Source organism: Bacteroidales bacterium (assembly GCA_021648725.1).
GTDB lineage: Bacteria > Bacteroidota > Bacteroidia > Bacteroidales > JAADGE01 > JAADGE01.
On sequence record JAKISF010000008.1, the window covers coordinates 88,219 to 112,013 of the forward strand.

Here is a 23,795-nt window from a genome sequence, read left to right on the forward strand (position 1 = left end):
CTAACTTTCAAAACTTTCTGAAAGTTTTGGGGGCTATTCCGTACAGTTAATACAGAATCTGCTTTGCGGCATAAATAACAGGCGAGGGACAGGGATGGCTTGTTTACATCTTTCGCATAAGCCGAAATCATTATTCTCTAATGTTTTTTGCACATACTTTAACTCGTCAAGTTTTTTTTCTGCTTGCCTGAGAGCTGCATCCGTAACACTTTTGTTGTTAATGGCATCCATGCGAGATATTCTGCCGATTGCACAATCAGGAGCAACAGGTTTGTTTAATTCTTTATAATCTGCAATCTTTTTTTCTGTTTTAAATATCTCGTCAGAAATTTTTTCGGATATCTCTGTTATTTCGGTTTTATTCATCATCTTCGGTGTCTTGGTTATATTCGTTATACAACTCTCTCAGTTGCTGATGAAAATAAGCTTTGCTTTTATCTTCGGTTTTATTGTCAATTTCGAATTCAATACCTTCCTCATCTTTTTCAACTTTATCGGGCACTTCAATTTCTTCTCCGTACCTTCTGTTTCTCAGCAGCATACGAATTGCTTGAACTAATCTTTCTAAATTATTCGAGTATCCTTCGGGTACATTTAAAGACGGAATATCGGTAATAATCGTTAACTTATCACCCGACATATTTGCAAGCATAAAAACTTTTGCATTTCCGATTTTAGCTTCTTCATTATCAATAAACTTATATTCCGTCGGAATAATGTCATTTCTTACGGATGCGATATCGTCGAAAAAATATTCGTTTGTCCTTTCATCTGTTATATTTGAATTTAGCCAATCATAAGTGCAAGAGTAATAACTTATAAAATTTTCGGTAACTATTAAAACTTGTACTTGCCAAGCGGTATAGATAAATGAGCCGTCTTCTCCCTGTTTTCGCTTAATGTTTTCTTTGCTTATTCCGGAACATTCCCAATAAACAGGAAAAGGAATAATAATTATATTTTCTTCTTTTAAACTGCTCGGGTTTATACTTAATTGTTCCAGTGCTCTGGGTTTAATAACTTCATGCATATCTTCCAAAAACCAAACATCCATATCGCCGTCTTCGGCTTGCGAAATAAAAATGCCTGATTTTGCGATAAAAGGTTTTATCAAAATCCAAAAAGAAAATAAACCGACCAGAATAAATATTGTGCTTATGATTATGAAGTTACCTATAACATCAATTTGTTGCAGATACAACAATAAAATGCCGAGGAGCAAGATTCCTATTCCGTATTTTGCTAATTTTTTTGATACAGAAAAATCAAGTTCTTGAAAGTCGAAATATTTATTAATCAGTTGTCTTTTATTGCTGCTCATTAGAAGTTGTTGTTAAAACTATGCCTGTAAACATTGTGTAAAGATAAAAATAATTGCTTTAAAGCAAATTGCGATATTTTTCAAATTGGTTTATTCAAATTGCAATTCGTTATTTCAAAAATATTTTGCTTACTTTGTAGGTAAAGAAATGATAATAAATGAGAACATTTTATCATATAGGAAGATATTTTTTATTTATGAAGAAGGTTTTTAAAAGACCTCAAAAACCTAATATCTTTTTAAACAGTATTTTTTTTGAAATTGAAAAGCTTGGAATTAATTCAATAGTTATAGTTTTTATAATTTCTGTTTTTATGGGTGCTGTTATTACTTTGCAAACTGCTTATAATATTGAATTGTCTTTTGTTCCGTTGTATTTAGTCGGATTGGGTACAAGAGATTCGATGTTTTTAGAGTTTTCTTCAACAATTGTTGGGTTAATATTAGCAGGAAAAGTAGGTGCAAATATCGCTTCGGAAATAGGTACGATGAAAATAAGAGAGCAAATTGAAGCATTAGACATGATGGGTGTGAATTCTGAAAGTCATTTAGTTTTGCCAAAAATTATTGCAGCTGTTTTTACTTTCCCTTTATTAACTTTGTTCAGTATGTTTATCGGTATTTTTGGCGGATATTTAGCTGTTTATTTTACGAATGCTGTTCCTGTTGATGATTTTGTTTACGGGCTTCATTATTATTTCATTCCGTTTTATATTACATATTCTCTTATTAAGGTTGTAATATTTGCATTTGTAATTGCCTCGGTTCCGGCTTATCAGGCATATTTTATAAGAGGCGGGGCGTTAGAAGTAGGAAAAGCCAGCACGAAAGCCGTTGTTTATTCCAGTATTTTAATTTTGTTTTTCAATGTTGTTTTAACACAAATTTTATTGTCTTGATTGAAGTTAAAAACATATCAAAATCATTTGGTGAAAGTCAAATTCTGTATGATATTTCATTAACTTTTAAAAAAGGTAAAACAAATTTGATAATAGGGCAAAGCGGTTCCGGTAAAACCGTTTTGTTGAAATCTATTTTGGGAATTCATACAATTGATGAGGGGCAAGTTATTTACGGGAGTGATATTTATTCTGAACTTAATCATAAGCAAAAGCAAAAAGTAAGAAAAGAAATAGGAATGGTTTTTCAAGGAGGTGCATTGTTTGACTCTTCAACTGTTTTTGAAAATATTATGTTTCCCTTACGGATGTTCTCCGATTTAAGTAAGAAAGAAATGGAAAAACAAGCTCATTTCTGTTTGGACAGGGTAAATTTACGTGATGCCGACCATTTATTTCCGGGAGAAATAAGCGGAGGAATGCAAAAGCGTGTTGCAATTGCACGAGCTATTGCTCTTAACCCAAAATATTTATTTTTTGATGAGCCAAATTCGGGCTTAGACCCTAAAACAGCTATTGTTATTGACAACCTTATTAAAGAACTGACTATTGATTTTAATACTGTTACTGTTATCAACACACATGATATGAACTCGGTAGTTGAAATAGGAGATAATGTAGCCTTTATTTTTGAGGGTAAAAAATGGTGGACAGGAAACAGTGAAGAAATTTTGAAAACAGACAATAAAGAATTAAATGACTTTGTTTTTGCCACAAAACTTATGAAGAGTATAAAAGGTTGAAGTTGTTTTTAAATACCGAATTATAATGACATCAGTATTGCAAAATAATTAAACACCGTACAAGAACAAATTTGTTCGGCAGAACGGTAAAACTGCTTGAAAGGCGGGCGGAGATTGCAGTTGAAGTAAGAATATGCTGTCGAAATACATTTCTTGCCAATTATTCAAAGAAATTTTTCAAATCTCTGCGATCTTTTTTTGTCGGTCTGCCGGTTCCTCGGTCTCTTTGAAGTGCAATATTTTTATTAATAACATCTAAAGTATCCAGATATTCTTGTGGTGTAATTTCTTCTATATAGTCTTGAACAAGTTTTGCACCTACTCTGTTATGAAGTATTTGTTTTATTTTATAGATTTTGAAAACCGGAGGATGTTTTATTTTAATTTCATCTCCTGTTTGTAGTAATTTTGAAGCTTTAGCCGGAATTTCACCGATTATTATTTGTTTTTTTTTACAGGCTTCTGCGGCTTTGTTCCGTGTTTTATACAAACGAACAGCCCACAAAAATTTGTCGGCTCTTTCATTTGACTTCTCCATCTTTCTTTTTAAGTTTTAACAATTCCGTTTCAATATCATATTTTTTATTGAAAAAATTCATTGTTCGTTCAATACCGATTGTTCCGAAGCTCTTAATTGCACCTATCATCTTTTTTATTCGTTCCGGAAGTAATTTTTGTTCATTTTCAGACCAATCATCTAATACATAATCAACCTGCCTTCCTTTTGAATAAGAATCGCCTATTCCGAAACGTAAGCGGTTAAAATTTTGATGCCCGAGAACTGTAATTATATCATTTAATCCGTTATGTCCACCGTCTCCGCCTTTATTTTTCAACCTTATTGTACCGAAGTCTAATGCCAAATCATCAACAATAATTAGGGTGTTTTCAACAGGAACTTTTTCTTTTTTTATCCAATAATCAACAGCTTTACCGCTGAGATTCATAAAAGTCATAGGTTTTGCGAGAACAAAAATACGACCTTTATGTTTTACTTTTGTAACATCTGCATAACGTTTATGCTCAAAAACAGCATCGGACGCTTCAGCAAAAGCGTCCAATACTTTAAAACCTATGTTATGTCTGGTTTCCGAATATTTTTCTCCCGGATTTCCCAAACCGACAATAAGGTATTTCATGTCATTTTCAAGATTGTTTTGTTTTTCTCTTTTTCTGAAAAGATTAAACATAAACTTAATTGGTTCTACTGTTATTTAAATGAATGACAAAATGCTTCAATGATAGAATAAAACAATTATTTAAGCATTAAAGTATTCTGGCATTTAATCATTTTAAAATTTGACAGCCAAATTATATCAATATCTATCAAGTTGTACTATAGTCATATAGCACCACTTGATTTATGACTTGTCTTCAGTTTTTTCTGTTGTTGCAGCTCCTTCTGCTACTTCTTCTCCTTCTTCTCCCTCTTCTCCTTCAAGTTCTTCTTCGTCCATAGCTTTAGCAAGACGTGTAACGTTAACACTTACAACAATTGATTGGGGGTCTGAGAAATCAAGATTTTTATATTGTTCATTTAACTCATCAACTCTTACTGCGTCTCCGATACCTAAATCTGTTATATCTATAACAATTTCATCAGGCATATTTTCAGCAGTTGCACTTATTAAAAGTTTTCTTCTGGCTACATTTAAAACTCCGCCGTCTTGTATTCCTTTAGCAAAACCGGTAGTTTTAACGGGCACACCTATTTTTAGTTTTTTTGAAGTATCAATTCGGTAAAAGTCAATATGTAAGATTTCATCAGTAACCGGGTGAAAATCAACCGACTGCATAATAGCCTGGCATGTGTTTTTTCCTATATTCAAATCAACAATATAAGAATTCGGGGTATAAATTATTTTTCTGAATTCATTTTTATGAGCGTGAAAATGTATATTGTCTTGTTTTTGCCCATACATTACACAAGGAATGTGGTCTTGTTTTCTGATTGCTTTTGTTGCTTTTTTTCCGAGTTCTTTTCTCTCAGTTGCATTAATTTTTATTGATTTCATTCTCTTAAGATTTGTGCTACTAAAATTTAAGTAAAAACTTCAAAATAAAGATAAAGCACTTAATTCCCATCACACTGTTATTAATTTTGCTTTTTTATTGAGCCGCAAAAGTATTAAATATTGTTTTGAAAAAAAATCTTTTATTAGAATCAAGTATTTTATAAAAAGTTTTCGCTGATAGACTGGTAGTTATAAACTTTTTTTATCACTTCGGCAAAAATAGTTGAAACAGTTAAAACTTTAATTTTAGATGATTGTTTTTTTAACGGAATTGTGTCGGAAACAATTAATTCGGTCAATTGTGAATTTTCTATTCTTTCATAAGCAGGACCTGATAAAACGGGATGTGTTATAATCGCTCTTACACTTTTCGCTCCTTTTTTCATGAGAACGTCAGCAGCTTTTACAATTGTGCCGGCAGTATCAATAATATCATCTACTAAAATTACATTTTTATCTTTAACATTTCCGATAATTTTCATTTCACTTACTTCATTAGCTTTTTCTCTTAATTTATAACCGATAATCATTTCAGTTTTTAAGAATTTTGCGTATGCATTGGCTCGTTTTGTTCCGCCTGTATCCGGAGAAGCAATGGCAATATTATCAAGCCCCAAGCTTTTAATATGAGGGATAAAAACAGCTGAGGCATACAGATGGTCAACAGGAACATTAAAAAAACCTTGAATTTGATCGGCATGGAGGTCCATTGTTATAATTCTGTCTGCACCTGCTGCAGTTAAAATATCTGCAACTAATTTTGCTCCTATTGCAACTCGCGGGCGGTCTTTTCTGTCTTGCCTTGCAAAACCGAAGTAAGGAATAACAGCAACAACTTTGTATGCTGATGCTCTGCGTGCTGCATCAATCATAAGCAATAATTCAAAAAGATTATCGGTAGGTTGAAATGTAGATTGAACTATAAATACAAAATTTCCTCTTACTGTTTCTTCATATCCGGGTTGAAACTCTCCGTCACTGAACTTAAAGACAGTTGACTTTCCTAAACTTGTACCGTAACTGTCAGCAATTTTACGGGTTAAATATTCCGTAGCGGTACCTGTGAAGATTTTCATTTTTGAATGCATTATTCAAAATTTAGAAGTGAATATACTTAATTTTAATTCAGGCGGTAAAGTTAAAAATTTCTTTTATTTGAAAGTATCTTTCATACAGTTATTAATTCTTAATCTGAGATTATTTGAATTACTTTTTCTTTAACTTTTCTATTATTAAAATTATTTTCTCTTTTGGCAGATTCTGCTGCACCAAATATGTTTCCTATATAAAACCCGGTTGCTAAAGCTCCGAACCCCCAACCGTAAACACTTTTAATGCTTTCAAGTTTAAATCCTCTGTATGATTGCCAAGTATATAAACCGATTATTGAAAAATTACTGACCCCGTTTTTAGTGTCATTTGAATATATTTTACCCAGCCCGGGAATAATAATTGATAAAACAGATGCAAGAATAGGGTTTTTATACTTTACTTTTTTTTTATTTTCATATAGTTCAGATAATTCTGTGAACTTAACACCGGGATTCCCAAAACGGGTTACGGTATTAATAAATCCTTTTGCATCCTTTGATTTATGTTCTATTAGTAAAAGAGCCAAAACATATTCTGCCCTTTCTTGTTTTGAAAGTTGTGTTTGTTCTTTAATAACTTTACGGCATAATTTATATTGCTCCGATAAAATTAATAATTGAATGTAAGATTTCAGAATATCAACGGAATATGATTTAAAATCTTCTCCGAATTTGTCTTTGATTTTATTTACGGCAACAGAAGGTTTGTTCAAATTTAAGTATGAAAGAATTAATCTGTTAAAGTATTCTTCATTTTCAGGAAAAATATTTAAAAGTTGCTCATATTCTTTAACTGCAGAATTAAAATCTCTTACTTTAAATAAATGATTTGCATATATAATCGAATTTTCTGTATTGAATATATCTTGTGAGAATGAAATCTGTGAAAACAAAAGTAGTATATATATAAGGTGTAACTTATTTCTCATTTAAAACAGCTTGTTGTCAGAATTTATTTCCTCATAACCTACGTCTGCTTGTAAATCCGGCTTTTTTGATGCTTCAACTGCCAAATAATCACACCTCTCATTTTCCGGAATATTTGCATGACCTTTAATCCATGTAAGTTTTACATTATGCTTTCTGTAAATAATCAAAAAACGTTTCCAAAGATCCGAATTCTTTTTATTCTTAAAACCCTTTTTTTCCCAATTAAAAAGCCAGGATTTTTCTACTGCATCAACAACATATTTAGAATCTGAGAATATATCAACATTGCTTCCTGCTTTTTTTAACTCTTCCAAACCCTTAATTACAGCTAAAAGTTCCATTCTGTTATTTGTAGTAAGCTTGAACCCTTCAGACAATTCTTTTCTGTATTTTCCTGCCAAAAGTACAGTTCCGTAACCTCCCGGTCCGGGGTTTCCTCTTGCAGCTCCATCGGTATATATATTAATTTTCAGATTCATATTTATAACTGCAAAGAAATCAAATATTGGTAAAACAACTATAAGTTTCTCACACTTTTATTAATTAAGATATTATTATCGGACCGGTATATGACATCTTTAATATTTTACAGTTGTGTTTTAGAGCATAAATCAAAAAAAACGCAGATTATACTTTGCTGTAATACTGAATATTACAAATATCATCGAGATAGAGGAAAATATTCAACTTGTCAATTTTACAAAAATTAATACTTTTGAGAAAAAATTTAAATATACATCTTGATATTATGTCAAAAGTAATAAAAATTAAAAAAGGTTTAGACATAAAATTGGTCGGTTCTGCAGAAAAAGAAGTAACTAAGTTACCGTTATCTAAATATTTTGCCGTAAAGCCGACAGATTTTCCCGGTATTACACCAAAAGTTGTTTCAAAATCCGGTGTTGATGTTAAAGCCGGAACCACTTTGTTTTATGATAAATATAATCCTGATGTTGTTTTTACTTCACCCGTAAGCGGAAAACTTTTTGCCGTAAACAGAGGTGAAAGGAGAAGAATATTAGAGTTTGTAATTGAAACAAACGATAAAAATGAATACGAAACATTTAGACAGGCAAAACCGAAAGATTTAAACAGAGAGGAAATAAAAGATAATATATTAAAAAGTGGTTGTTGGCCTTTTATAAAACAAAGACCTTTTGCGGTAATTGCAGATACAAATGAAGTTCCCAGAGACATCTTTATTACATCTTTTGACTCTGCTCCTCTTGCTGCAAATCTTGATTTTGTGGTAAAAGATAACTTTTCTGAATTCCAAACAGGTGTTAATGCCCTGAAAAAATTAACCGACGGAAAAGTATATCTCGGAATAAAAGCCGGAGAACTTTCAACACCTTATACAAATACTGCAAATGTGGAAAAATATGAATTTTCAGGTCCGCATCCTGCAGGAAACGTAGGTGTTCAAATAAATAAAATTAAACCCGTCAATAAAGGTGAAACTGTTTGGACACTCAGTGCTGCCGATGTTATTATTATTGGTCGATTATTTGAAACAGGAAAATATGATGCAAGAAGAACCATTGCATTAGCCGGTTCCGAAGTTAAAAATCCAAAATATTACAATACTTTAATAGGGGCACCTATTTCAGATATTATAAAAGATAATCTCAAGACTACCGATAGTGACATAAGAATTATATCCGGAAATGTTCTTACGGGAGAACGTGTTTCTGAAAAAAACTATGTCGGATTTTATGATAATGTTGTTACGGTTATCCCGGAAGGGAATAAAGCTGAGTTTTTAGGCTGGGGAATGCCCGGATTCGGAAAGTTTAGTGTTTCAAGAGCTTTTTTCTCTTGGTTAAAACCAAAAAAAGAGCGAGTTATAGATACAAAACTTCACGGAGGAGAAAGACCGTTTATTGTAACAGGTGAGATGGAAAAAGTTTTTCCGATGGATATTTTTCCGATGCAATTACTGAAAGCAATCCATATAAAAGATCTTGATTTAATGGAAGAACTCGGGATTTATGAAATTGCAGAAGAAGATTTTGCTTTATGTGAAGTAATTAACACTTCAAAAATTGAAATTCAAAAAAGCATAAGGGAAGGATTTGAGTTTGCAATAAAAGAACTCGGATAATTAATTAAAATAAATATACACCAGTCAATTTTAAGACATGAAAGGTTTACACAGATACATTGAAAAAATAAAACCTAACTTTGAAAAAGGCGGAAAACACGAAAGGTGGGGAGCTGTTTTTGAAAGTTTTGAAACATTCTTATTTGTTCCGGGAAATACAACACCAAAAAAAGGAGCACACATAAGAGATGCAATGGACTCAAAACGTTTAATGAGTGTTGTTGTTTTAGCTGTAATTCCGGCCATGCTTTTCGGAATGTGGAATGTCGGACACCAATATTTTTTATCAATAGGAACTGATGCAGGTATTTGGCAAGCTTTCGGACACGGATTAATAAGAGTTCTTCCGATTGTCGTTGTTTCTTATGTTGCCGGTCTCGGAACAGAGTTTGTTTTTGTTCATATCAAACGAAAAGAAATTGAAGAGGGTTTCCTTGTTTCAGGAATATTAATTCCTCTCATTATTCCTGTTGACACTCCATTATGGATGGTAGCAGTTGCAACAATTTTTGCTGTTATTATAGGTAAAGAAGTATTTGGCGGAACCGGAATGAATATAGCAAACCCGGCATTGCTTGCAAGAGCATTCTTATTCTTTGCATATCCTTCAAAAATGTCCGGAGATAAAGTCTGGATTTCAAGATTAACAGAAGGGAACGGTATAATTGACGGTTTTTCCGGAGCAACGCCTCTGGGACAAGCTGTTGAAAACGGTGCAAATATTGTTGACGGTGCAGGACACAGTTTGTCAACATTTGATTATTTTATGGGGTGGATACCGGGCTCAATAGGAGAAACTTCAACACTAATGATTTTATTGGGTGCAATTATTCTTCTGTTTACCGGAGTTGCAAGTTGGAAAATTATGCTTTCCGCATTTGCAGGAGGTGCCGTTATGGGTTTGTTGCTGAATACTTTTGCAACAGATACAAACCCTGTAATGGCTATACCTTTTTACGATCACCTTCTTCTCGGCGGCTTTGCTTTCGGTATGGTATTTATGGCAACCGACCCCGTTACAGCTGCTCAAACCACAAAAGGAAAATGGATATACGGTTTTTTAACCGGCTTTATTGCAATTCTTGTAAGAGTTCTTAACCCGGCATACCCCGAAGGTGTTATGATGGCAATACTACTTATGAATGTTATGGCTCCTTTAATTGACCACTATGTTGTTCGGGGAAATGTTAAAAAACGCTTAAAACGAATTAAAGTTGCCGGCAAATAAACTAATTGCAAATTAACACATAACAATATAAAAATAATCAAGATGAAAATAGATACAAACGGCAATTTATATACATTTATATACGCAGCAGTATTAGTTATTGTTGTTGCTGCCGCACTTGCATTTACGGCAATACAACTTCAACCTTTGCAAGAACAAAATGTTAAAGTTGAAAAGATGCAAAATATTTTACAATCTGTGGGGTTTAATCCTACGGTTGAAAACGCATCAGAACTTTATGCTAAATATGTTCAGGAAGATTTTGTTGTAGATATTAACGGAGAACGAAAAGAAGGCAAAGGGTTTGATGTTAACATGAAAAAAGAAAGTCGCAAAACCTTTAAAATAAAAGCATTAAAAAACAAGTTGCAGACAGCTGAAGGGTCGGAGAAGGCAAAACTGCAAGATGAACTTAATTCATTAAGAGCATCGCTTAACTTGCCTGTTTATGTTTGTGAAAAGGACGGAGATATTCATTACATTTTTCCTTTGCAAGGAAAAGGACTTTGGGGTCCGATTTGGGGGTACATTGCTTTAGATAATGATTTCAATACGATTTACGGTGCGGTTTTCGACCACAAAGCCGAAACTCCCGGACTCGGAGCTGATATTAATAAAGATTGGTTTGAGCAACCTTTTTCAGGCAAAACACTATTTGAAGGAGATGAATTTGTTTCAATTACACTATATAAAGGGGGAAAGGGCTCAGCTGTATTAGCCGGTGATTCAGAGCACGGTTGTGATGCTATTTCAGGCGGAACAATTACAAGCAAAGGACTTGAGAGAATGTTAAAAGAAGAATGGCTGTATAATTATGAAGCCTTTTTGAAAAAGAATAAAAAGTAATAATATAACATCAGAAATAAAATCAAGATGAGTAAAAATTCAAAATTATTATCCGGACCGATTAACTTAAACAATCCGATTACTGTTCAAGTACTCGGTATATGTTCAGCTCTTGCGGTAACTGTAAAATTGGAACCGGCAATTGTAATGTCTGTATCTGTTCTTTTTGTAATGGCATTTGCAAATGTTATTATATCATTATTACGAAATACAATTCCCTCAAGAATAAGAATTATTGTTCAGTTGGTTATCATTGCAGCCCTTGTTATATTAGTTGACCAAGTTTTAAAAGCATATTTGTATGACGTAAGTAAGCAATTATCTGTTTTTGTAGGGTTAATTATTACAAATTGTATCATAATGGGGCGTTTAGAAGCCTTTGCTTTAGGAAATAAACCGTATGCGTCTTTTTTAGATGGTGTCGGTAACGGAGCGGGTTATGCTGTTATAATGATAATAATTGCTGCCGTAAGAGAGCTGTTCGGTGCAGGAACTTTAACTCTTCCCGGGCTTGGAGAACTTCAAATTATTCCGCAAGGCTTTTATGATTTCGGGTATCAAAATAACGGATTAATGATTCTTCCGCCGATGGCTCTTATTGTAGTCGGTGTCATAATTTGGGTTCAAAGAGCAAGAACTCGTGAACTTATTGAAGAAAATTAGATAAAATTTCAGTGTTACTGATTCGCATAACAGTTAATTTTAAAACATTTAAAGAAATTAAAAAATATATAAAATGCAAGACTTATTAAATCTCTTTGTAAGGTCAATTTTTGTTGAAAATATGGTTTTTGCCTTCTTCTTAGGCATGTGTTCATATTTGGCAGTTTCTAAAACTGTAAAAACAGCAATGGGCTTAGGATTAGCAGTTATCTTTGTTTTGGTAATTACGGTTCCTGTTGATTGGCTTTTAAACGAATATATCTTAAAAAAAGGTGCTTTAGAATGGCTAATCGGAGCAAAAGCTTTAGATGTTGATTTAAGTTTCTTAAGTTTCATCATGTTTATTGCCGTAATCGCATCAATGGTACAATTAGTTGAAATGATTGTTGAAAAATTTGCACCGGCATTATATTCTTCACTTGGTATATTTCTACCTTTAATTGCAGTTAACTGTGCAATTTTGGGAGGTTCATTATTTATGCAAGAAAGAGAATTAGCATCTGTCGGAGAAGCTACTGTATACGGGCTTGGTTCAGGTATCGGATGGTTAATTGCTATCATCGGAATTGCTGCAATCAGAGAAAAAATAAGGTATTCAAATGTTCCGGCTCCTTTAAGAGGACTTGGTATTACTTTTATTGCAACCGGTATTATGGGAATTGCATTTATGACTTTTATGGGAATTAAACTTTAGAAATTGATTATTAGAAATTGATTATTGTAATAAACGGTAATCATAAAATAAATATAAATAACAAAATGATACTACTTCAAACAACACCCGATTTGTCAACTGTTTTAATAATAAGTATTGCAGCGTTTTTAACTATGATAATACTCTTAGTTGCAATTCTTCTTTTTGCAAAAGCAAAATTACTCCCCGGCGGTAATGTAAAGCTTAATATAAATGATGATGAAGAACATCAATACGAGGTATCAGCCGGAAGTACATTGTTGAATACCTTACAGAATCAAAAAATATTACTGCCTTCTGCTTGCGGAGGCGGAGGAACATGCGGTATGTGTATTTGTGAAATTCATGAAGGCGGAGGAGAAATTCTTCCGACTGAAAAACCGTTCTTTACACGTAAAGAAATTAAAGAAAGCAAGCGATTGGCATGTCAAGTTAAAGTAAAAGAAGACATGAAAATTGAAATAGAACAAGAGATTCTCGGTATCAAGAAATGGGAATGTGAAGTTGTTTCTAACGAAAATGTTGCCACTTTTATCAAAGAATTTGTTGTTAAACTTCCTGAAGGCGAAACTTTGGATTTCAAATCAGGCGGTTACATACAAATAGATGTGCCTAAAATTACCGTTGATTTCAAAGATTTTGATATTGAAAAAGAATACCATGAAGATTGGGATAAGTTTGATATGTGGGCTTTACAAATGAAAAATCCGGAGGAAACATACAGAGCATATTCAATGGCAAATCATCCTGCCGAAGGGAATATCGTTATGTTGAATATTCGTATTGCAACCCCGCCTTGGGACAGAAGTAAAAATGCTTTTATGAATGTTAACCCGGGAATTTGTTCTTCATACATATTCTCTCTTAAACCGGGAGATAAAGTTACGGTTTCAGGACCGTACGGAGAGTTCTTCATTAAAGATACCCAAAACGAAATGATGTTTATAGGCGGAGGTGCAGGAATGGCTCCTATGCGTTCACATATTTTCGATCAATTCCAAACTCAAAAAACTAAACGTAAAGCTACATTTTGGTACGGAGCTCGTTCTTTAAGAGAGGTCTTCTACCAAGAACATTTTGATAAGATATCAGAAGAAAACGAAAATTTTGATTGGAGTTTAGCTCTTTCAGAACCGATGGAAGAGGATAAATGGACAGGAGCAACCGGATTTATTCATCAAGTAATATATGATAACTATTTAAAAGATCATGAAGAACCGGAAGAAATTGAATACTATCTATGCGGTCCGCCGATGATGAACTCAGCAGTAGAAAAAATGTTATATAATCTCGGTGTCCCGAAAGAAAATATTATGTTTGACGATTTCGGAGCATAACAATATTTTTAATTAAAATAATAAGCGCATCTTAATAAATATAAGGTGCGTTTTTTATTTAAAATCCGATAATGTGTTGAATAATACAATGTTCTTTGTAACATTACAGCCCCGTATTTTTATACTTGGGCAAACACTTTATCCGATTCTTATTAACAACCAATAATTTAATGAAATTTAAAGGGGAACAATTTTTATTTGTCCCTTTTTTTTATTAACAATTAACAAAAAAATTCTGTTAGAAATCATTTATTCCATATCTTTATAGTTCACAAAAATTATAGGCATAAAAAATGTATAACAGCAAAGAAAACAGCAGGCATATAGCAATTTCGGGGAATATAGGCTCCGGCAAAACAACACTGACAGATTTATTGGCAAAGCATTACAGATGGGATGCACACTTTGAAGATGCTGATAAAAATCCGTATTTAAATGATTTTTATGAAGATATGCAAAGATGGTCTTTCAGCTTACAAGTATATTTTTTAAACAGTCGTTTCAACCAAGTTTTAGATATCAGAAAATCAGGAAATACAGTAATACAAGACAGAACAATTTATGAAGATGCACGTATTTTTGCCCCTAACCTTCACGATATGGGATTAATGCCCACAAGAGATTTTGAAAACTACCAAAGTTTGTTTAAACTGATGAGTTCTCTCGTTCAACCGCCGGATTTATTAATTTATTTACGAGCAGGTGTTCCGAAATTAGTTAAACAAATTCAAAGCAGAGGTCGAGATTATGAAAATACAATCAGGCTTGATTATCTTACACGCCTTAATGAAAGGTATGAAGCTTGGATAACGGATTATAATCTCGGAAAACTTATGATTCTTGATGTAAATGATACAGATTTTGCTAATAACCCTAAAGACCTGAGTAAAGTGATAGATAAAATTGATGCAGAATTATACGGTATCTTCTAAACATGTACTTTAAATGATTTCAACAAAACTTACAAAACTGTTTAATATTGACATGCCGATAATAATGGCTCCCATGTTTTTAGTTTCAGACACAAACATGGTGAAAGCTGCAATTTTGAACAGAATAATAGGAACTTTCCCTACCTTAAACTATCGAGAGTCGGAAAAATTAGAAACTGCTCTTACAGAAATTAACACATATATAAACAATACTGAAAACCCCGGAACATACGGAGTAAATTTAATTACTCAAAAATCAAATCCGTATTATAAAAAACATTTGGAAATTTGTGTAAAAAACAAAGTCCCTTTTTACATAACGTCATTGGGTAATCCTAACGAAGTTATTGAAAAAGCACATAAATACGGTGCAAAAGTATTTTGTGATGTTACCAATTTAACACATGCCGAAAAAGTATATAATCTCGGTGCTGACGGAATTATTGCTGTCGGTCAAGGAGCCGGCGGACATGCAGGTCCCGATCCTTTACAAATTCTCATTCCTGCATTAAAGAAAAAATTCGAAGATTTTCCGATTATTGCAGCAGGAGGAATAAGCACAGGAACCGGTTTACATTCAGTTTTAGTTTTGGGTGCCGACGGAGCATCAATAGGAACAAAGTTTATTGCATCCGTAGAAGCTCCTGTATCACAGGAGTATAAAGAAGCAATAGTTAATGCAAAATCCGAAGATATTGTTATGACAGAACGCCTTTCGGGAACACCGAGTTCAATAATAAATACCCCTTACGCCAAAAAAATAGGATACAAACAGAATTGGTTTGAGAGAGTGCTGTCAAAAAACCCGAGAACAAAAAAGTATTTTAAAATGCTTATTCAAGTAAAGGGGATGAAAAAACTTGAAAAATCAGTTAAGCCCGGAAACTATAAAAACCTTTGGATTGCCGGAAAATCAGTTGAATTTATAGATGAAATCCTTCCGATTAACAAAATAATAAATAATTTTAAAACAGAGCTTGAAAAAAGCATAAAAAACACAATGTTTTAAAGTGCTGTTTTTTATGTGTATGTGTTTGTTATTCTGCCCGGCACGGTGTTTTTATAAGTTTATTGACAAAATATTGTTAATAATTATTGTTGTTTAATAAAATAGTTCTATTTTTGCAGACCAAAATTTCACACAAGTAATTTGTACAAATCAATAAAATAATAACAAGTGAATACTTTAAGTTACAAAACAATTTCAGCCAATAAAGAGACCGTCAATAAAGAATGGTTATTAGTTGATGCTGAAGGAGAAACATTAGGTAGGTTGGCTTCCGTAGTTGCAAAACTAATCAGAGGCAAATATAAAACAAACTATACACCGCATGTTGATTGTGGTGATAATGTTGTTGTCATTAATGCCGAAAAAATTCAATTAACCGGTAAAAAGTGGGATGATAAGCAATACTTCAGCCATACAGGTTATCCGGGCGGACAAAGAATTACATCTCCGAGAGCACTATTAGCAAAGAAACCGATTGCTTTAGTTGAAAAAGCAGTTAAAGGCATGCTTCCTAAAAATAAATTAGGAAGTGCTTTATACAGAAACCTATATGTATATAAAGGTGTCGAGCACAACCAAGAAGCCCAAAAGCCTAAAAAAATAAACATAAATTCAATTAAATAAAATATGGATACAATTAATGCATTAGGAAGAAGAAAGGCCGCAATTGCAAGAATATATGTTAAAGACGGAAAAGGAAATATTACGGTAAACAAAAGAAGTTTTGAAGATTATTTTACTGTTTCTGAATTTAAGCATCAAATAATGAGACCGCTTACATTGCTTGAAGCAACTGAAAAATATGATATAAATGTAAATTTGAAAGGCGGAGGAATAAAAGGTCAAGCAGAAGCATTAAGATTAGCAATTTCAAGAGCATTGGTCAAAATTAACCCCGACGACAAAACTGCTTTGAAAAAAGAAGGGCTGATGAGAAGAGATTCTCGTGTTGTAGAAAGAAAAAAACCGGGACAACCGGGAGCTCGTAAGAAATTCCAATTCAGTAAACGTTAATACAAGATTTGAACTTAATATAAATTACTTGAGTTTAGTATCTAAATTATCAAGACCGGCAAAATATGTCGCTACTTGGTAATTGTTTTATTAAAAGAATGTAAACTTAATTTTAAAAAATGGCAAAAGTAGATTTTAAACAATTACTTGACGCAGGTGTACACTTCGGTCACCTGAAAAGAAAATGGAATCCTAAAATGGCTCCTTATATTTTTATGGAACAAAACGGAATCCACATCATTGATTTATACAAAACAATGATAAAACTTGACGAAGCAGCTGCTGCAATGAAGCAAATTGCAAAATCGGGAAGACAAATTTTGTTTGTAGCAACAAAAAAACAAGCAAAAGATATTGTAGAAGAAAAAGTTAAGGCAACAGGAATGCCTTATATTACTGAGCGTTGGTCAGGAGGTATGTTAACAAACTTCAGAACCGTACGTAAAGCAATAAAAAAGATGAAAACCATTGATACAATGGAAAAAGACGGAACTTTTGAAAAAATTTCAAAAAGAGAAAGACTTCAAGTTACAAGAGAAAGAGCAAAACTTGAAAAAAACCTCGGGAGTATTGTGGATATGAGAAGAGTTCCTTCTGCAGTTTTTGTAGTTGATGTGAATAAAGAAAATATTGCCGTAGCAGAAGCAAAAAAACTTGGTTTACCTGTTTTTGCAATGGTTGATACTAACTCTGACCCAAGCATTGACTTTCCTGTTCCTGCAAATGATGATGCTTCAAAATCAATTTCTATAATTGTTGATGTATTAACGGAAGCAGTTAAAGAAGGTTTGAATGAGCGTAACGCTGAAAAGAAAGACAGAAAAGAAGACAGCTCTGAAAAAACTGAAAAACCAAGAACAAAAACAAGAGCAAGAAAAAATTAATAATATTTAAAAAGAAGATATAAAAATGGCAAAAATAAGTGCATCTGATGTTGCAAAACTTAGAAAAATGACAGGATCAGGGATGATGGACTGTAAAAATGCTCTTACAGAGTCAAACGGTGATTTTAATGAAGCTGTTGACATTTTAAGAAAAAAAGGTCAAAAAGTTGCAGGTAAACGTGCTGACAGAGATGCTTCTGAAGGAGCTGTTGTTGCAAAAGCATCAACTGACGGAAAAAGAGCAGTTATTATTTCATTAAACTGCGAAACTGATTTCGTAGCTAAAAATGATGATTTCATAAAATTTGCAAATCAAATACTTGATATTGCAACTGAAAAAAATCCTGAAAATCTTGAAGCATTATTAAAAGAAGATTTCAACGGAACAACAATTTCTGAAGAGATAATTAATCAAACAGGTGTTATCGGTGAAAAAGTTGAATTAGCTTATTACGGTAAAATTGAAGGAGAATCTGTTTCTACATATATTCATATGGGAAATAAATTAGCTTCTATTGCAGGATTCAGCAAAGCTGTTGATGAGAATGTAGGTAAAGATGTTGTGATGCAAATTGCGGCAATGAACCCTATTGCTCTCGATAAAGATGATGTTTCTCAAGAAGTGATTGATAAAGAAGTTGAAATTGGTAAAGAACTTGCTATTCAAGAAGGTAAACCGGCTGATTTAGCTGAGAAAATTTCTCTCGGAAGATTAAATAAATTTTTCCAAGAAAACACTTTATTAAATCAAAAATGGGTTAAAGATAACAAGAAAACAATCAGAGATTTCTTAAAAGAAGCTGATGCAGAATTAAAAATTACCGGATTTAAACGATTTGGTGTATAATTATTCTGAAAAAATATATATTTTTAAAGCCTGCAATTTGCAGGCTTTTTATTTTAATAAAAACGATACTCATGAAAAAGATATTTTTAGTTTCAACAATTGCTGTACTCTTTTTTACTTCTTGCAATATTCTGCAAAAGAATTTACCGAAAGAAGACGGCTTATATGCACGAATAACAACAAATAAAGGAGACATTATTTTATTTCTGGAATTCGAGAAAACACCTTTAACCGTTGCAAATTTTGTAGGATTAGCAGAAGGAACAATTAAAAATGATGCAAAAAAACTCGGAGAACCCTATTACAACGGAATAGTATTTCACAGAGTTATCGACAATTTTATGATTCAATGCGGAGACCCGACAGGAACAGGAAGTGGCGGACCCGGGTATAAATTTAAAGATGAGTTTCATCCTGATTTGGTTCACGACAGAGCAGGAGTCTTGTCAATGGCTAATGCCGGACCGGACACAAACGGAAGCCAATTTTTCATAACGCACAAAGAAACCTCGTGGCTTAATAATAAACATAGTATATTCGGACATGTAACCGAAGGAATGGATGTTGTTAACAGCATTGTAAAAGGAGATAAAATTATCGAAGTAAAAATTTTAAGAGTAGGCAAGAAAGCCAAAAAATTCAATGCTTACGAAACTTTTAATGAACTAAGAAACAAATAAATTTGTTTCTCTACAATACGAATATTATCTTTGCATGAAATTCAAAATAAGAAAAGAATATGGCTGATAATTTTGGTGAAATCGTTCAAGTTATAGGTCCCGTAGTTGACGTTAGCTTTGAGAAAACCGGCTCTAAACTTCCGGAAATTTATGAATCTCTTGAAATCATAAGAGACGATAATAGTGTTTTAATTGTTGAAACAGAACAACATATCGGTGAAAATACCGTAAGAACCATTGCTATGGATTCAACTGACGGATTAGAACGCGGAATGAAAGTCAGAGCAACAGGAAGTCCTATCAAAATGCCTGTAGGCGAAAAGGTCAGAGGGCGATTATTGAATGTTGTAGGCGACACAATTGACGGTCTTACTCCACTTAAAAAAGACGATGGTTATCCTATTCATAACGAGGCACCTGCATATAAAACATTATTAACTTCTTCAGAGGTGCTTTATACAGGAATTAAAGTTGTTGATTTAATTGAGCCTTATGCAAAAGGCGGTAAAATCGGATTATTTGGCGGTGCCGGTGTCGGAAAAACAGTTTTAATTCAAGAATTAATAAATAACATTGCAAAAGGTTATAAAGGGATGTCGGTTTTTGCCGGTGTAGGAGAGAGAACACGTGAAGGAAATGACCTTTTAAGAGAAATGATTGAATCAGGAATCGTAAAATACGGTGATGAATTTAAAGAGTCTATGGAGAAAGGCGGATGGGATCTTTCAAAAGTAGATATGGAAGGAATTAAAGAATCGCAAGTATCAATGGTTTTCGGTCAAATGAATGAACCTCCCGGAGCTCGTGCCAGAGTTGCACTTGCAGGTTTAGCAGTTGCAGAAAAATTCAGAGACGGTGACGGCAAAGGAAAAGGAAATGATATTCTTTTCTTTATTGATAATATTTTTAGGTTTACACAAGCAGGTTCGGAAGTTTCGGCTTTACTCGGGCGAATGCCTTCGGCAGTAGGTTACCAACCCACATTAGCTACCGAAATGGGAGGAATGCAAGAACGTATTACATCAACTAAAACCGGTTCTATTACTTCAGTTCAAGCTGTTTATGTTCCTGCCGATGATTTAACTGATCCTGCTCCCGCAACAACTTTTGCACATCTTGATGCAACGACTGTATTAAGCAGGAAATTAGCAGAACTCGGTATTTATCCTGCTGTTGATCCTTTGGATTCTTCCTCAAGAATTTTAACCTCTGAGATTGTAGGTCCTGACCACTATAATACGGCACAAAGAGTTATTAATATTCTTCAGCGATATAAAGAATTACAAGATATTATTGCAATTCTCGGTATGGATGAACTTTCGGAAGAAGACAGATTAACAGTACACAGAGCAAGACGTGTTCAAAGATTTTTATCGCAACCGTTCTTTGTTGCAGAGCAATTTACAGGTTTAAAAGGAGTGCTTGTTCCGATTGAAGAAACAATAAAAGGGTTTAATATGATTATTGACGGTAAAGTTGATAAATATCCGGAAGCTGCATTTAATCTTGTAGGAACAATTGAAGATGCAATTGAAAAAGGAGAAAAAATCTTAAAAGAAACCCAACAATAAACTTAAGCTATGTTCTTAGAAATAGTTACACCCGAAAAAACTCTTTACAGTAACGATGTAAAGTATGTTAAAGTACCCGGAAGTAAAGGTCAGTTCGGAGTTTTGAAAAATCATGCCCCCCTTATTTCAACTTTAGAAAAAGGACAAATTAAAATTGTTGAGAATGATGATACAGAGAAGTTCTTTGAAATAACCGGCGGTGTTGTTGAGGTTTTGAAAAATAATATTATTGTACTGATAAAAATGTAAAATTTCTTATCCCGAAATTATATAACAAAAAGCGTTTATTTGTATAACAAAAGGTAAACGCTTTTTGTTATATTTAGATGTTAATTGCTCGCCAAAGCATATCTTTAAGTTCAGTTAAACCTTTTTGTGCAACTGACGAAATAAAAATATAAGGTAAACTGTCAGGCAGTTCAAGTTTCATTTGCTCAATCAATTCATCATCTAACATATCTGATTTTGTAACAGCTAATATTCGTTCTTTATCCAGAAGTTCGGGATTGTATTTTTGAAGTTCATTTAATAAAATATCGTATTCTTTTTTAATATCATTTGCATCTGCCGGTATCATAAACAACAAAACTGAGTTTCTTTCAATATGCCTTAAAAACCTAAGTCCCAAGCCCTTACCTTCTGCTGCCCCTTCAATTATTCCCGGTATATCAGCCATTACAAAAGATTGGTCGTTTCTGTATTGAACCATTCCTAAATTAGGAGCAAGTGTGGTAAATTCATAGTTTGCAATTTTTGGTTTTGCTGCAGAAATAACAGATAGTAAAGTTGATTTTCCGGCATTAGGAAATCCGACTAAACCGACATCTGCCAAAACTTTAAGTTCTAAAATAACCCAACCTTCTTCGCCCTCTTCTCCCGGTTGTGCATATTGAGGAGATTGATTTGTTGCAGATTTAAAATGTGTATTACCCAAACCACCTCTTCCGGCTTTCATTAATATTTCTTCTTCATCATGTTCCGTTATTTCAAATAAAAAACTATCTGTTTCGGCATCTTTAACAACAGTTCCGGGCGGAACTTCAATAATAATGTCTTTACCTTCAAGGCCGGTACTGTTACTTCCTGTACCTGCATTTCCGCTTTCCGCTTTTATGTGTTTCTGATATTTAAGATGTAATAAAGTAAATTTATTTCTGTTCCCTTTTACTATAATATGTCCTCCTCTCCCTCCGTCACCGCCGTCGGGTCCGCCTTTTGCGGTTAATCTGTCTCTTCTGAAATGCATTGAGCCTGCTCCGCCTTTTCCGGATTTACAATGTATTTTTACGTAATCTATAAAGTTTGCTTCTGCCATTAATAAAAGTTGAAGGGGTAAAGAATTATGATAAAGGTAAAAAATGAATACACAAAAGTATAAAATTTGTTGACACAAAAGAAAACCCTGATTATATATTCAAATCAGGGCTTTCTTTAAAATAGCTATTTTATTAAGTTAATTCTTTTGCAACTTTTAATGCAGCTTCGTAGTCAGGCTCGGTTGTAACTTCCGAAACATATTCAACATGTTTTACCGTATCATCTTTATCAACAACAATTACACCTCTGGCTAAAAGTCTTAGGGGTTCCATTACAAAGCCGTATTTTATTCCGAAATCCAAATCTTTATGGTCAGAAACTGTTACGGCAGCATCAATTCCTTCTGCTCCGCAAAAACGTTTTTGTGCAAAAGGTAAATCTACAGAAACCGAAATTATTTCTATATCTTTATTCTCGGCAGCTTCTTGATTAAATCTTTTGTTTTGCAATGCACAAACGCCCGTGTCTAATGAAGGGAACACTGATATAATTCTTATTTTTCCTTTATAATCAGAAAAATTTACCGGTTTTAAATCATTTCCTACTGTTGTGAAATCGGGAGCTTTATCTCCTATTTTTATTTCTTGTCCTGAAAGCGGCATAGGATTTCCCGCAAAAGTTATTTTTATATTATTTTGTTTCATCTTATTTTATTATTTAGAATGATTATAGATAATGCAAATAAACGATAAAAAAACCGTAAAAAATAAAAAAACACAACTTATTTTTGAAATTTACTAAAGCATTCTTATATTTATTTACAATTTAGTATTAAACACATGAAAAAATATAAAACAGGTTTAGTATTGGGAGGAGGCGGAACTCGTGGCTTTGCTCATTTAGGGGTTATAGAAGCATTGAAAGAGGCGGGAATTGAACCTGATATTATTTCAGGGACAAGTGCAGGAGCTATTGCAGGTTCTTTATATGCCGACGGAAAAACTCCCGGTGAAGCGTTGGAAATAATTAAAAATAAGAGTTTTTTCAAATATACTCGTTTATTGTTTCCGCGTGAAGGCTTTTTTAGTTTTGCCGGTTTGGAAAAAACACTTCATAAATTTTATTCAGTAAATAAAATTGAAGATTTGAAATTACCTTTTTATGTTGCGGTAACAAATTTTAATACAGGAAGGGTTGAATATCATAATTCCGGAAGTTTAACGGATTTTGTTATTGCGTCATCAAGCATTCCCGTTATATTCAAGCCTTTTAAAATACAAAACAGCTCTTATGTTGACGGCGGATTAACAGATAATATTCCTGTTAAACCGTTAACAGATATTTGTGAAAAGGTAATTGCGGTAAATATTGTTCCTGTTGTTAAAACCGAAAAGTTTAAAGGCATTAAACAGGTTATAGCCAGAACCTTAGATATTGCTGTTAATTCAGGAAAATATGAAATAAAAAATTCTGTTGATTTATTAATTGCTCCGCCTGCATTAAGGTACTATTCAATTTTCAGCACTAAAAAGGCCGATGAAATATTTAAAATCGGATATGATTTTGTTAAGAAACTGGATTTAAAAGATTTTTAATTTAGGGCTTGCTGAAAAGCTCACAGGTGCATTAGATTTCAAGTTTCTCGTTTGAAGTCGTATATAAATACTGCGAAATAAGAGAAATTTGAAAGATAGTGTGCCTGTGGGCAGCTAAAATATTTTACACAAGTG

28 protein-coding genes are annotated in these 23,795 nt (G+C 33.2%); 18 read left to right on the plus strand and 10 right to left on the minus strand.

Annotated elements, in window-relative coordinates; genetic code table 11:
* Window positions 1–33: 33 nt before the first annotated feature.
* A complete protein-coding gene (locus tag L3J35_04930; GenBank protein MCF6365527.1) occupies window positions 34–369 on the minus strand; it encodes a TraR/DksA C4-type zinc finger protein in 336 nt (111 codons plus the stop codon).
* Complete coding sequence (locus tag L3J35_04935; GenBank protein MCF6365528.1) at window positions 359–1,321, minus strand: hypothetical protein; 963 nt, start codon at window positions 1,319–1,321, stop codon at window positions 359–361. The genes L3J35_04930 and L3J35_04935 overlap by 11 nt, the downstream gene beginning before the upstream one ends.
* Before the next feature lie 158 nt (window positions 1,322–1,479).
* Here L3J35_04935 and L3J35_04940 point away from each other — a divergent pair, with 158 nt between their 5' ends.
* Both L3J35_04940 and L3J35_04945 read left to right on the plus strand, forming a co-directional pair.
* A complete protein-coding gene (locus tag L3J35_04940; protein ID MCF6365529.1) occupies window positions 1,480–2,220 on the plus strand; it encodes an ABC transporter permease in 741 nt (246 codons plus the stop codon).
* A complete protein-coding gene (locus L3J35_04945) occupies window positions 2,217–2,963 on the plus strand; it encodes an ATP-binding cassette domain-containing protein (GenBank protein MCF6365530.1) in 747 nt (248 codons plus the stop codon). Before L3J35_04940 ends, L3J35_04945 begins: the two co-directional genes overlap by 4 nt.
* Before the next feature lie 160 nt (window positions 2,964–3,123).
* Here L3J35_04945 and L3J35_04950 read toward each other — a convergent pair whose 3' ends face one another.
* The 6 genes from L3J35_04950 to rnhA form a co-directional block, all read right to left on the minus strand.
* Window positions 3,124–3,501 (minus strand): RNA-binding S4 domain-containing protein, encoded by a 378-nt coding sequence (locus L3J35_04950; protein MCF6365531.1) that lies wholly within the window; start codon window positions 3,499–3,501, stop codon window positions 3,124–3,126.
* Window positions 3,485–4,102 (minus strand): aminoacyl-tRNA hydrolase, encoded by a 618-nt coding sequence (pth, locus tag L3J35_04955; GenBank protein ID MCF6365532.1) that lies wholly within the window; start codon window positions 4,100–4,102, stop codon window positions 3,485–3,487. The genes L3J35_04950 and pth overlap by 17 nt, the downstream gene beginning before the upstream one ends.
* A gap of 222 nt (window positions 4,103–4,324) precedes the next feature.
* Complete coding sequence (locus L3J35_04960; protein MCF6365533.1) at window positions 4,325–4,978, minus strand: 50S ribosomal protein L25; 654 nt, start codon at window positions 4,976–4,978, stop codon at window positions 4,325–4,327.
* A 158-nt stretch (window positions 4,979–5,136) separates the two neighbouring features.
* On the minus strand, window positions 5,137–6,054 hold the full coding sequence (locus L3J35_04965; GenBank protein ID MCF6365534.1) for a ribose-phosphate pyrophosphokinase: 918 nt from the start codon (window positions 6,052–6,054) through the stop codon (window positions 5,137–5,139).
* Between the two features lie 110 nt (window positions 6,055–6,164).
* Complete coding sequence (locus tag L3J35_04970) at window positions 6,165–6,998, minus strand: hypothetical protein (protein ID MCF6365535.1); 834 nt, start codon at window positions 6,996–6,998, stop codon at window positions 6,165–6,167.
* On the minus strand, window positions 6,999–7,478 hold the full coding sequence (rnhA, locus tag L3J35_04975) for a ribonuclease HI (protein MCF6365536.1): 480 nt from the start codon (window positions 7,476–7,478) through the stop codon (window positions 6,999–7,001).
* Between the two features lie 269 nt (window positions 7,479–7,747).
* Between rnhA and L3J35_04980 the strand changes: the two genes are divergently transcribed.
* The 15 genes from L3J35_04980 (at window position 7,748) to atpC (ending at window position 21,057) form a co-directional block, all read left to right on the plus strand.
* Entirely contained in the window at window positions 7,748–9,103 is a 1,356-nt protein-coding gene (locus L3J35_04980; GenBank protein MCF6365537.1) for a Na(+)-translocating NADH-quinone reductase subunit A, read from the plus strand.
* Window positions 9,104–9,140: 37 nt separating this feature from the next.
* Window positions 9,141–10,331: an NADH:ubiquinone reductase (Na(+)-transporting) subunit B gene (locus L3J35_04985; GenBank protein ID MCF6365538.1), complete on the plus strand. Its 1,191-nt coding sequence runs from the start codon at window positions 9,141–9,143 to the stop codon at window positions 10,329–10,331.
* A 42-nt stretch (window positions 10,332–10,373) separates the two neighbouring features.
* Window positions 10,374–11,177, plus strand: a complete 804-nt coding sequence (nqrC, locus tag L3J35_04990; protein MCF6365539.1) for an NADH:ubiquinone reductase (Na(+)-transporting) subunit C — start codon at window positions 10,374–10,376, stop codon at window positions 11,175–11,177.
* A gap of 27 nt (window positions 11,178–11,204) precedes the next feature.
* Window positions 11,205–11,840 carry an NADH:ubiquinone reductase (Na(+)-transporting) subunit D gene (locus L3J35_04995; protein ID MCF6365540.1) on the plus strand — a complete coding sequence of 212 codons (636 nt, stop codon included), beginning with the start codon at window positions 11,205–11,207 and terminating at the stop codon, window positions 11,838–11,840.
* 73 nt (window positions 11,841–11,913) lie between these two features.
* Window positions 11,914–12,534 (plus strand): NADH:ubiquinone reductase (Na(+)-transporting) subunit E, encoded by a 621-nt coding sequence (gene nqrE, locus L3J35_05000; GenBank protein ID MCF6365541.1) that lies wholly within the window; start codon window positions 11,914–11,916, stop codon window positions 12,532–12,534.
* Window positions 12,535–12,599: 65 nt separating this feature from the next.
* On the plus strand, window positions 12,600–13,871 hold the full coding sequence (gene nqrF / locus L3J35_05005) for an NADH:ubiquinone reductase (Na(+)-transporting) subunit F (GenBank protein ID MCF6365542.1): 1,272 nt from the start codon (window positions 12,600–12,602) through the stop codon (window positions 13,869–13,871).
* Window positions 13,872–14,164: 293 nt separating this feature from the next.
* Complete coding sequence (locus L3J35_05010) at window positions 14,165–14,803, plus strand: deoxynucleoside kinase (GenBank protein ID MCF6365543.1); 639 nt, start codon at window positions 14,165–14,167, stop codon at window positions 14,801–14,803.
* A 13-nt stretch (window positions 14,804–14,816) separates the two neighbouring features.
* A complete protein-coding gene (locus L3J35_05015) occupies window positions 14,817–15,812 on the plus strand; it encodes a nitronate monooxygenase (protein ID MCF6365544.1) in 996 nt (331 codons plus the stop codon).
* 168 nt (window positions 15,813–15,980) lie between these two features.
* Window positions 15,981–16,436, plus strand: a complete 456-nt coding sequence (rplM, locus tag L3J35_05020) for a 50S ribosomal protein L13 (GenBank protein MCF6365545.1) — start codon at window positions 15,981–15,983, stop codon at window positions 16,434–16,436.
* A gap of 3 nt (window positions 16,437–16,439) precedes the next feature.
* Complete coding sequence (rpsI, locus tag L3J35_05025) at window positions 16,440–16,826, plus strand: 30S ribosomal protein S9 (protein MCF6365546.1); 387 nt, start codon at window positions 16,440–16,442, stop codon at window positions 16,824–16,826.
* Between the two features lie 119 nt (window positions 16,827–16,945).
* On the plus strand, window positions 16,946–17,710 hold the full coding sequence (gene rpsB, locus L3J35_05030; protein MCF6365547.1) for a 30S ribosomal protein S2: 765 nt from the start codon (window positions 16,946–16,948) through the stop codon (window positions 17,708–17,710).
* A gap of 25 nt (window positions 17,711–17,735) precedes the next feature.
* On the plus strand, window positions 17,736–18,557 hold the full coding sequence (gene tsf, locus L3J35_05035; protein ID MCF6365548.1) for a translation elongation factor Ts: 822 nt from the start codon (window positions 17,736–17,738) through the stop codon (window positions 18,555–18,557).
* Window positions 18,558–18,685: 128 nt separating this feature from the next.
* Window positions 18,686–19,237 (plus strand): peptidylprolyl isomerase, encoded by a 552-nt coding sequence (locus tag L3J35_05040; GenBank protein ID MCF6365549.1) that lies wholly within the window; start codon window positions 18,686–18,688, stop codon window positions 19,235–19,237.
* Window positions 19,238–19,296: 59 nt separating this feature from the next.
* Window positions 19,297–20,808 carry a F0F1 ATP synthase subunit beta gene (gene atpD / locus L3J35_05045; protein MCF6365550.1) on the plus strand — a complete coding sequence of 504 codons (1,512 nt, stop codon included), beginning with the start codon at window positions 19,297–19,299 and terminating at the stop codon, window positions 20,806–20,808.
* Window positions 20,809–20,817: 9 nt separating this feature from the next.
* Window positions 20,818–21,057 carry an ATP synthase F1 subunit epsilon gene (atpC, locus tag L3J35_05050; GenBank protein ID MCF6365551.1) on the plus strand — a complete coding sequence of 80 codons (240 nt, stop codon included), beginning with the start codon at window positions 20,818–20,820 and terminating at the stop codon, window positions 21,055–21,057.
* Between the two features lie 73 nt (window positions 21,058–21,130).
* On the opposite strand, the gene obgE is transcribed toward atpC, so the two are convergent.
* Window positions 21,131–22,123, minus strand: coding sequence for a GTPase ObgE (obgE, locus tag L3J35_05055; GenBank protein ID MCF6365552.1), 993 nt, complete (start codon window positions 22,121–22,123; stop codon window positions 21,131–21,133).
* 133 nt (window positions 22,124–22,256) lie between these two features.
* Window positions 22,257–22,769, minus strand: a complete 513-nt coding sequence (gene tpx / locus L3J35_05060; protein MCF6365553.1) for a thiol peroxidase — start codon at window positions 22,767–22,769, stop codon at window positions 22,257–22,259.
* Window positions 22,770–22,904: 135 nt separating this feature from the next.
* Here tpx and L3J35_05065 point away from each other — a divergent pair, with 135 nt between their 5' ends.
* The gene (locus tag L3J35_05065; GenBank protein MCF6365554.1) at window positions 22,905–23,660 is read left to right on the plus strand and encodes a patatin-like phospholipase family protein; all 756 of its coding nucleotides are present in this window, start codon (window positions 22,905–22,907) and stop codon (window positions 23,658–23,660) included.
* Window positions 23,661–23,795: the final 135 nt, after the last annotated feature.

Excerpts from the sequence above, each read along its gene's own strand:
- L3J35_04930 (MCF6365527.1), bottom strand. The coding sequence starts at position 369 with ATGATGAATAAAACCGAAATAACAGAGATATCCGAAAAAATTTCTGAC.
- L3J35_04935 (MCF6365528.1), bottom strand. The coding sequence starts at position 1,321 with ATGAGCAGCAATAAAAGACAACTGATTAATAAATATTTCGACTTTCAA.
- L3J35_04940 (MCF6365529.1), top strand. The coding sequence starts at position 1,480 with ATGAGAACATTTTATCATATAGGAAGATATTTTTTATTTATGAAGAAG.
- L3J35_04950 (MCF6365531.1), bottom strand. The coding sequence starts at position 3,501 with ATGGAGAAGTCAAATGAAAGAGCCGACAAATTTTTGTGGGCTGTTCGT.
- pth (MCF6365532.1), bottom strand. The coding sequence starts at position 4,102 with ATGAAATACCTTATTGTCGGTTTGGGAAATCCGGGAGAAAAATATTCG.
- L3J35_04960 (MCF6365533.1), bottom strand. The coding sequence starts at position 4,978 with ATGAAATCAATAAAAATTAATGCAACTGAGAGAAAAGAACTCGGAAAA.
- L3J35_04965 (MCF6365534.1), bottom strand. The coding sequence starts at position 6,054 with ATGAAAATCTTCACAGGTACCGCTACGGAATATTTAACCCGTAAAATT.
- L3J35_04970 (MCF6365535.1), bottom strand. The coding sequence starts at position 6,998 with ATGAGAAATAAGTTACACCTTATATATATACTACTTTTGTTTTCACAG.
- rnhA (MCF6365536.1), bottom strand. The coding sequence starts at position 7,478 with ATGAATCTGAAAATTAATATATATACCGATGGAGCTGCAAGAGGAAAC.
- L3J35_04980 (MCF6365537.1), top strand. The coding sequence starts at position 7,748 with ATGTCAAAAGTAATAAAAATTAAAAAAGGTTTAGACATAAAATTGGTC.
- L3J35_04985 (MCF6365538.1), top strand. The coding sequence starts at position 9,141 with ATGAAAGGTTTACACAGATACATTGAAAAAATAAAACCTAACTTTGAA.
- nqrC (MCF6365539.1), top strand. The coding sequence starts at position 10,374 with ATGAAAATAGATACAAACGGCAATTTATATACATTTATATACGCAGCA.
- L3J35_04995 (MCF6365540.1), top strand. The coding sequence starts at position 11,205 with ATGAGTAAAAATTCAAAATTATTATCCGGACCGATTAACTTAAACAAT.
- nqrE (MCF6365541.1), top strand. The coding sequence starts at position 11,914 with ATGCAAGACTTATTAAATCTCTTTGTAAGGTCAATTTTTGTTGAAAAT.
- nqrF (MCF6365542.1), top strand. The coding sequence starts at position 12,600 with ATGATACTACTTCAAACAACACCCGATTTGTCAACTGTTTTAATAATA.
- L3J35_05010 (MCF6365543.1), top strand. The coding sequence starts at position 14,165 with ATGTATAACAGCAAAGAAAACAGCAGGCATATAGCAATTTCGGGGAAT.
- L3J35_05015 (MCF6365544.1), top strand. The coding sequence starts at position 14,817 with ATGATTTCAACAAAACTTACAAAACTGTTTAATATTGACATGCCGATA.
- rpsI (MCF6365546.1), top strand. The coding sequence starts at position 16,440 with ATGGATACAATTAATGCATTAGGAAGAAGAAAGGCCGCAATTGCAAGA.
- rpsB (MCF6365547.1), top strand. The coding sequence starts at position 16,946 with ATGGCAAAAGTAGATTTTAAACAATTACTTGACGCAGGTGTACACTTC.
- tsf (MCF6365548.1), top strand. The coding sequence starts at position 17,736 with ATGGCAAAAATAAGTGCATCTGATGTTGCAAAACTTAGAAAAATGACA.
- atpD (MCF6365550.1), top strand. The coding sequence starts at position 19,297 with ATGGCTGATAATTTTGGTGAAATCGTTCAAGTTATAGGTCCCGTAGTT.
- atpC (MCF6365551.1), top strand. The coding sequence starts at position 20,818 with ATGTTCTTAGAAATAGTTACACCCGAAAAAACTCTTTACAGTAACGAT.
- obgE (MCF6365552.1), bottom strand. The coding sequence starts at position 22,123 with ATGGCAGAAGCAAACTTTATAGATTACGTAAAAATACATTGTAAATCC.
- tpx (MCF6365553.1), bottom strand. The coding sequence starts at position 22,769 with ATGAAACAAAATAATATAAAAATAACTTTTGCGGGAAATCCTATGCCG.
- L3J35_05065 (MCF6365554.1), top strand. The coding sequence starts at position 22,905 with ATGAAAAAATATAAAACAGGTTTAGTATTGGGAGGAGGCGGAACTCGT.